Origin of the sequence: Oerskovia rustica (assembly GCF_014836555.1) — a bacterium.
Lineage (GTDB): Bacteria > Actinomycetota > Actinomycetes > Actinomycetales > Cellulomonadaceae > Oerskovia > Oerskovia rustica.
Genome location: NZ_JACSQQ010000010.1, coordinates 1 through 7,234 on the forward strand (window position 1 = coordinate 1; position 7,234 = coordinate 7,234).

The 7,234-nt window shown below is 73.2% G+C and carries 7 protein-coding genes; 3 read left to right on the plus strand and 4 right to left on the minus strand.

Annotated elements, in window-relative coordinates; all coding sequences use genetic code 11:
* Positions 1-780 (plus strand): ThiF family adenylyltransferase (locus H9652_RS07505; protein ID WP_191795703.1); only part of this gene is annotated, 780 nt, incomplete at its 5' end.
* Here H9652_RS07505 and H9652_RS07510 read toward each other — a convergent pair.
* Together H9652_RS07510 and H9652_RS07515 are read right to left on the minus strand one after the other, a co-directional pair.
* Positions 766-1,200, minus strand: a complete 435-nt coding sequence (locus H9652_RS07510; protein ID WP_191795704.1) for a WhiB family transcriptional regulator — start codon at positions 1,198-1,200, stop codon at positions 766-768. The genes H9652_RS07505 and H9652_RS07510 overlap by 15 nt on opposite strands.
* A 464-nt stretch (positions 1,201-1,664) precedes the next feature.
* Positions 1,665-3,686 carry an ATP-dependent DNA helicase UvrD2 gene (locus tag H9652_RS07515; RefSeq protein ID WP_191795705.1) on the minus strand — a complete coding sequence of 674 codons (2,022 nt, stop codon included), beginning with the start codon at positions 3,684-3,686 and terminating at the stop codon, positions 1,665-1,667.
* A gap of 195 nt (positions 3,687-3,881) precedes the next feature.
* Here H9652_RS07515 and H9652_RS07520 point away from each other — a divergent pair, with 195 nt between their 5' ends.
* Complete coding sequence (locus H9652_RS07520; protein WP_138825247.1) at positions 3,882-4,148, plus strand: mycoredoxin; 267 nt, start codon at positions 3,882-3,884, stop codon at positions 4,146-4,148.
* A gap of 129 nt (positions 4,149-4,277) precedes the next feature.
* Here the strand turns inward: H9652_RS07520 and nudC are convergent, their stop codons facing one another.
* Complete coding sequence (nudC, locus tag H9652_RS07525) at positions 4,278-5,387, minus strand: NAD(+) diphosphatase (RefSeq protein ID WP_318244033.1); 1,110 nt, start codon at positions 5,385-5,387, stop codon at positions 4,278-4,280.
* A gap of 109 nt (positions 5,388-5,496) precedes the next feature.
* Here nudC and H9652_RS07530 point away from each other — a divergent pair, with 109 nt between their 5' ends.
* Complete coding sequence (locus H9652_RS07530; RefSeq protein ID WP_191795706.1) at positions 5,497-6,420, plus strand: phosphotransferase; 924 nt, start codon at positions 5,497-5,499, stop codon at positions 6,418-6,420.
* Between the two features lie 20 nt (positions 6,421-6,440).
* Here the strand turns inward: H9652_RS07530 and H9652_RS19690 are convergent.
* Positions 6,441-7,234, minus strand: a 794-nt coding sequence (locus H9652_RS19690; protein ID WP_225227908.1) for a PD-(D/E)XK nuclease family protein, incomplete at its 5' end; no start/stop codon positions are given.

Genomic DNA, 7,234 nt, shown 5'->3' on the forward strand with positions numbered 1-7,234 from the left:
GACACCCCCACCCTCGCGCTGCTGCGCCCCGACGGGAGCGGCCGGGCCACGATGGCCCACCGCGCGCGGGCGACCGTCGCCGTCGGGGGGCTGGGGCGGCTGGGTCTCGGGATCGCGGTCGTGCTCGCCACGGCGGGCGTGGGTACGCTCCTGCTCGACGACGCCGCACCGGTCCAGGCGACCGACGTCGGGCTCGGCGGATATCGGGCACGGGACGTCGGGCTTCCGCGAGGCGAGGCGGCCGGGCGCGTCCTGTCCGACGTCGCTCCCGAGGTGCGCAGCCGCCAGGTCGCGGCGTCGCGATGGGTGTCACCGTCCGAGACGCGACCGGACGTCGCGGTCGTGGTCGAGCACCGCGTGCTGCGTCCTGAACGGTACGGGCGGCTCACGGGCGACGGGACCCCGCACCTACCCGTCGTGGTGCGGGAGGCGGACGTGGTTGTCGGACCGTTCGTCCGACCGGGAAGGACGCCGTGCGTCCGGTGCGTCGAGGGGCATCGCGCCGACCTCGACCCGCAGTGGCCGCAGCTCGCGGACCAGCTACGGGATCCTCAGCGGGAGGTCCTCGACGTCGAGGAGACCACGCTGGCAGCCGTCGGCGCGGCGATCGCCGCGAGCCAGGTGCTCGCGCACCTCGACGGGCTGACACCCCGCGCAGCCACGGCCTGCATCGAGATCGCTGTTCCCGATGCCGTGCCGAGGCTGCGCGAGGTGGTGAGCCACCCGCGGTGCGGGTGCTCGGACCTGACGGTCGCGGCGGCCACGTCAGGCCACCGATGACGCGGAGACGGAGTCTTCCGACTCGCGGGCGGCGGCGCGAGCCGCCTCCTCCGCCTGGCGGGCGAGGACCTCGGCCTTGCTCGGCCGGCCACGCCCACGCTTGCGGGCGACGACGGCTCCGTCGACGAAGACCTCGCCGCCCCAGACGCCCCAGGGCTCCTGACGCTCGATCGCGCCCGCCAGGCAACCGGCGACGAGCGGGCAGGCCTGGCACAGGGCCTTGGCCTGCTCGACCTGCGTCGACTGCTCGGCGAACCAGAGCTCAGGGTCGTTCGTGCGGCAGGGCAGCAGCCCGGCGAGGAGCCGGTCGAACTCGGCCGCGTCCGAGGAACCGAGAGGGGTGGTGAGGGGTTGGTGGGGTGTCCAGGGGCCGGATCCGCCCTGGGCAGTGATGTTGTCGAGCAGCGCGGTGAGCCGCACGATGTCCTCCAGTGATGTCCTGATCTGCGTGTGAACTTCTTTGTCACAGGACCCGCAGGTGGTCGTGGCGTCCGGGGATGGTGGACGGCTGACCGGGAAGACGATCGCATTCGGAGAAACACGAAGGCCGCGGGTCCAGGTGGACTCCGCGGCCTGAGAAGGGTGCGTCGGTGACTAGACCGGCGACGTCCTCAGTGCGGAGTCGGGAACGGGGCGGATGACGAGGGATCCGCCGCGCCGTGCGCGGTTGATCGGATCGGCCGACACGTGTGTCGGGCTCGCCGTCAGGATCTGCTTCACCAAGCCCACCTCCCATCTCCGTCGAACGCCCGCCTCTCGGCGCGCGTCTCTCCTACAAGGACTCCTGAACCATATGCCGCCCTCGGAAGGACGCACAACTTATTTAACGAACTTCTTTCGACGAGTTTTCTCGCGTCCGGAAGAAGCCCGTGATCACGCCGAAATCAGCCCGCAGAACGCGCCACGATGTCCAGCAGCGTCGCGCCGTACCTCTCGATCTTGGCCGGACCGATCCCGTTGATCCTCGCCAGGTCCGGCACCGAGGCCGGCCGGGTCTCGGCGATGGCCGCGAGCGTGCCGTCGACCAGGATCGTGAACGCCGGCTTGTCCGTCTCCTGCGCGACCGACAGCCGCCACTCGCGCAGCTGCTCGAACAGGGCCTGGTCGTACTCGCCCGTGAGCTGGACCTTGTTCTGGTTCGCGCGGCTACGACGCGGAGCCCGCGACTGCTCGTCGTCGGGCCACAGACCGTCGAGGAACCGCGTGCGACGACGCGACGCACGCCCGCCGGGGTTGCGCGAGCGCCCGAACGACACCTGCAGGTGCTCACGCGCACGCGTGATGCCCACGTACAGCAGGCGACGCTCCTCGGCGACCGCCTCGTCCGTCTCCGCGAGCGAGATGGGCATGAGGCCCTCGCTCATCCCGGCGAGGAAGACCGCGTCCCACTCGAGCCCCTTGGCCGCGTGCAGCGACGCGAGCGTGACGCCCTCGACCGTGGGCGCGTGCTGAGCAGAGGCACGCTCGTCGAGCTCCGCGACGAACGAGACCACCGTGGGAGGCGCGTCCTGCGGCGCGACGCGCGCGACGTCGTCGGCCAGGGCTACCAGGGCCTGCATGGACTCCCACCGCTCGCGCGCGGCACCACGCGCCGACGGCGGCTCGTTCGCCCAGCCCGCCGTGATCAGGACGTCCCGGACCGTCTCCGGCATGGGGACCTGCGGGTCCGCGGACCGGGCAGCCCCGCGCAGCAGCACGATCGCGTCGCGGACCTCCTTGCGCTGGAAGAAGCGCTCGCCACCCCGCACGAGGTAGGCGATGCCGGCGTCCGCGAGCGCCTGCTCGAACCCCTCCGACTGGGCGTTGGTGCGGTAGAGGATCGCGATCTCGCTCGCACGCGTCCCCGCGGCCAGGAGCCGACCGATCTGCGCGGCGATGCCCTTGGCCTCTGCCTCGTCGTCGTCGTACGCGACGTACGCGACGGGCGGCCCGGACGGTCGCTGGGCGACGAGCTCGAGCGCCTGGTGCGCTCCCCCGCGACGCCCCGCACGTGCCAGGAGCTGGTTCGCGAGCGTCACGACCTGGGGCGTCGACCGGTAGTCCCGCACGAGCTTGACGACCTGGGCCCCCGGGTACTTCTTCGGGAACGTGAGCAGGTGGTGAGGCGTGGCGCCCGTGAACGAGTAGATGGTCTGCGACGGGTCGCCGACCACACACAGCTCCTTGCGTCCGCCGAGCCACTGGTCGAGCACGAACTGCTGGAGCGGCGACACGTCCTGGTACTCGTCGACCACGAAGTGGCGGTACTGGCGGCGCACCTCGTCGGCCATGGCCCCCTGCGACGAGAGCATGTCGCCGAGCATGAGCAGGACGTCCTCGAAGTCGATGACCGACCGCTCGGTCTTGACCTCCTCGTAGGACGCGATGAGCCGCGCGACGGTCTGGTGGTCGTAGCCCGCGGGCGCCGGGCGGTCGATCGCCGCGCACGCCTTCACGTAGTCGTCGGCCGTCACGAGCGAGACCTTGGACCACTCGACCTCGGAGGACAGGTCGCGGACCGCGATCCGGTCCACACCGAGCCCCAGCCGCCGCGCGGCCTCGCCGACGACAGGAGCCTTGTACTCGAGGATGCGCGGTGGCGCACCGCCCACGACCTTGGGCCAGAAGTAGCTGAGCTGGCGCAGCGCCGCGGCGTGGAACGTCCGGGCCTGCACGCCCGTGGCGCCGAGCTCTCGCAGCCGCGTGCGCATCTCGCCCGCGGCGCGCGCCGTGAACGTCACCGCCAGGACGCTCGTGGGTGTGTACACACCCGTCCGGACCCCGTACGCGATGCGGTGCGTGATGGCTCGCGTCTTGCCGGTCCCTGCACCTGCGAGCACGCAGACGGGCCCGTGCAGCGCGAGGGCGACGTCACGCTGGTCGGGGTCGAGGGCTTCGAGGATCTGGTCCGCTGACTCGTTCGACATCCCGTCGATTCTCTCAGCCCCCGCCCACACCGGGCACCACTCTCCACAGGACCGGATGCTCCGTGCGACGTGTCGGACACGCCCCGGGAACAACCCGCCGCGCGCTGGCGTTGGCCACGACGGCAGCACCCGGGTCTCGTACCCCGGCCTGTCGGCCCGTGCGCACGGCCGGGCCCCGCGAACGAAGGAGCACCGATGGCCACGGCCCCGACCACCCCCGACGCCGGATCGATCGTCATGTACTCGACGACCTGGTGCGGCTACTGCCGTCGCCTGAAGACCCAGCTCGACTCGGCGGGCATCGGGTACACCGAGGTCAACATCGAGGAGCACCCGGAGAGCGCCGCCTACGTCGAGCAGGTCAACGGCGGCAACCAGACGGTCCCGACCGTGGTCTTCCCGGACGGCACCGCGGCGACCAACCCGTCGCTCGCCCAGGTCAAGGAGCGCCTCGCGGTCTGACGCCGCCGACCGGTCCGCCGGTGAGCCGCTCCGCCGGTCCACCCAGGTAGAGGGCTGCCGCCCCGAGGCAGAGGGTCCCGGCCCTCTCCCTCGGCGGCAGCCCTCTATCTCGTGGGCGACCGACATGCCTCACTCCCCCGTGAGCGGACCCCCGAACCACTCCTCGATGAGCGCCCGAGCGATCGACGAACGGCTCGGCAGCCTCACGTCCCCGCTCTCCGTGGCCTGCGTGAGCTCTGCGCGGGTGAACCAGCGCGCGTCGGTGACCTCCTCGCCGTCGGGCCGGAGGTCCGTCGTGAGCGCCGTGGCCGTGAAACCCAGCATGAGCGAGGCCGGGAACGGCCACGGCTGGCTCGCGCGGTAGACGACCTCCCCGACCGTGACGCCGACCTCCTCGGCGACCTCGCGCCGCACGGCCTGCTCGAGCCCCTCGCCCGGCTCGACGTAGCCCGCGAGGGTCGAGAAGCGGCCCTCGGGCCAGTGCGCCGCGTGGCCGAGCAGGAGCCGGTCCTCGCCCGGGCCGGCACCCGGGTCGACGACCGCCATGATGACCGCCGGGTCGGTGCGCGGGTAGTGCTCGATGTCCTGCGCGACGCAGCGCCGTACCCAGCCCGCCGCGACCGGCACGGTCGGCTCGCCGCAGCGCGGGCAGCGCTCGTTGGCCGCGTGCCAGGCGGCGAGCGCGACGGCCTCGGTCGCCAGGCCCGTGTCGCGCGGACCCAGGCGCGAGGCGAGCTCGCGCAGGCCCGCCCACTCGTGCGTGCGCACCAGGACCGACAGCGGCCCCTTGGGATCCACGCCCTCGATGTCGAGGTCGAGGTCGTCCGCGTCGTCGGGCAGGAGGAGAGCCAGGAAGGACGTGCCCGACGGCGCATCCTCGCCCAGGAAGACCCAGCGCGGCGTGTTGCTGTGGTCCCCCGAGGCCGCGTGCGGCTCGGGGACGGCCGCGACCTCCTGCGGCGTCGCGAGCGCGAGCCCGTCCGGGCCGGTCGCGAGCCGACCGCGGTGCAGCAGCACCACGCGCGTCGACGGGTCGGCGCGGAGCGTCGCGAACAGCCCCTCCTCGGTGCGGCGGTGCGCCGCACGGTCGAGCATCGAGTGCGCGAGCGGGAGGTGCGCGGCGAACGCACCAGAGGCGGCCGAGACGACGGCGGGGGCCGCGACGGGCGTCGAGGTGAGGGCCGGGTCAGGGGTGGGAGCGGCGGGGTGCGGCACGGCAGGCGAGGTGTGGTCGGTCACCCGTCGACCGTAGGTCACGCGGGGCAGGCGGGGCACGCGGCACGTCCAGCACGCGGACACGCCACGGCCCGGGTGACGGCGCCCGCCCCGCACCGACTACCGTGGTCGCGTGCCACGCTCACCGCTCAACCTCGCCGCGCTCGCGACCGCGGCCGTCCCCGGCCTCGACGTCCGCTCCGTGCGGTCGTCCGAAGCGACGGGCGACGACGACGTCGCGATCGTCACCGACAGCGGCGGACAGGAATGGGTCGTCCGCGCGCCCCGCACCCTCGCGGCCGGCGCGGCCCTCGAGGCCGAGACCGCGCTGCTGGACTCGCTGCGCCACTACGTCACGACGGGCGTCCTGTCCTTCACCGTGCCCGACGTCCTGGGCTACGCGCTGCTCCCCGAGGGCGGGCGCGCCGTCGTGCACCACCGGTACGGCGGGGTGCCGCTCGACCTCGACACGCTGCGCCCCGGCCCCGGGCTCGCCGCGGACATCGGCCGTGTCCTCGCCGCGGTGCACGAGCTCCCGCACTCGGTCGTCGAGAACGCGGGCCTGCCCGTCTACACGGCCGCCGAGTACCGCGACCGGCGTCTCGCCGAGGTCGACGAGGCCGCCAAGACCGGCAGGGTGCCCGCCCGGCTCCTGCGCCGCTGGGAGACCGCGCTCGAGGACGTGTCGTTGTGGAAGTACCAACCCGTCGTCGTGCACGGCGACCTGGGCACCGAGCAGGTGCTCGTCGCGCGCGGTCGCGTCGTCGCCATCACCGACTGGGCCGAGGCGCGCGTCGCCGACCCCGCCGACGACCTCGCGTGGCTGCTCGTCGCGGCGCCGCCCGAGGCGATCGACTCGATCATGGAGGCCTACCAGCTCCGCCGCACCGAGCTCACCGACCCCCACCTGACCGACCGGGCGCTGCTCGCGGGCGAGCTGGCCCTGGCCCGCTGGCTGCTGCACGGCGTGCGGCACGGACTCCAGGACGTGATCGACGACGCGGTCGACATGCTGATCGACCTCGACGAGGTGACGAGCGGGGAGAGCGAGGGGTAGCAGGCAGCCCCCGGCGGTCGTCAGCTGCCCGCCACGAGCGCCTCCAGCTCAGCTGCGTCGAGCAGCCGCTCCGGGCGCACGGTCTCGTCGGAGCCCAGGTAGTAGAACGCGGCGTTGACCTTCTCGACGGGCAGCCCGGACCAGCGCGACCACGCGAGCCGGTAGACCGCGAGCTGGACCTCGCGCGTGCGCCGGGCCTCGGCGTCACGTGGGGCCTTGCCGGTCTTCCAGTCCACGACCACCACTGCGTCCTGCGCGCCGTCGTCCGCGTGCTCGGGGCTCTCGGGGAAGACGGCGTCGATGCGCGAACGGAACATGATGCCGCCCACGGGGGTCTCGACGTCGACCTCCACGGCGAGCGGTGTGCGCCCCGCCCACTCCGAGGCGAGGAACGTCTGCTGGAGCGCGTCGAGGTCCAGGTCCGGCGAGATGTCCTCGTCGTCGGCACCGGGCAGGTCGTCGACGTCGAGCAACGACGACGACGTGAAGTACTGCTCGGCCCACAGGTGGAACTGCGTGCCGCGGCGCGCGTGCACCGTGGGCTGCGCAGGCACCGGGCGCCGCAGGTGCAGCGCGTACTCGCCCCGGTCCGCGGCCAGACGCACGAGCCCGGATGCCGAGATGTGCGCGGGGAACGAGATCTCGCTGCTCCGGGCGTCACGGCGGTCGCGCTCCTCGAGCAGGATGCGCGCGAGCTCGCGCAGGTCCGTCCCCGACGCGTCGAGCAGCGGAACCTGACCCTCCGAGACCGCACCCGAACCGGCGACTGCGCCGCGACCAGCAGCGACCGAGAGCGACGCGCGGGCGTCGATCC

What these genes read in the sequence shown, in the direction of transcription:
- H9652_RS07515 (WP_191795705.1), bottom strand. Translation starts at nt 3,686, where the DNA reads ATGTCGAACGAGTCAGCGGACCAGATCCTCGAAGCCCTCGACCCCGAC.
- H9652_RS07520 (WP_138825247.1), top strand. Translation starts at nt 3,882, where the DNA reads ATGGCCACGGCCCCGACCACCCCCGACGCCGGATCGATCGTCATGTAC.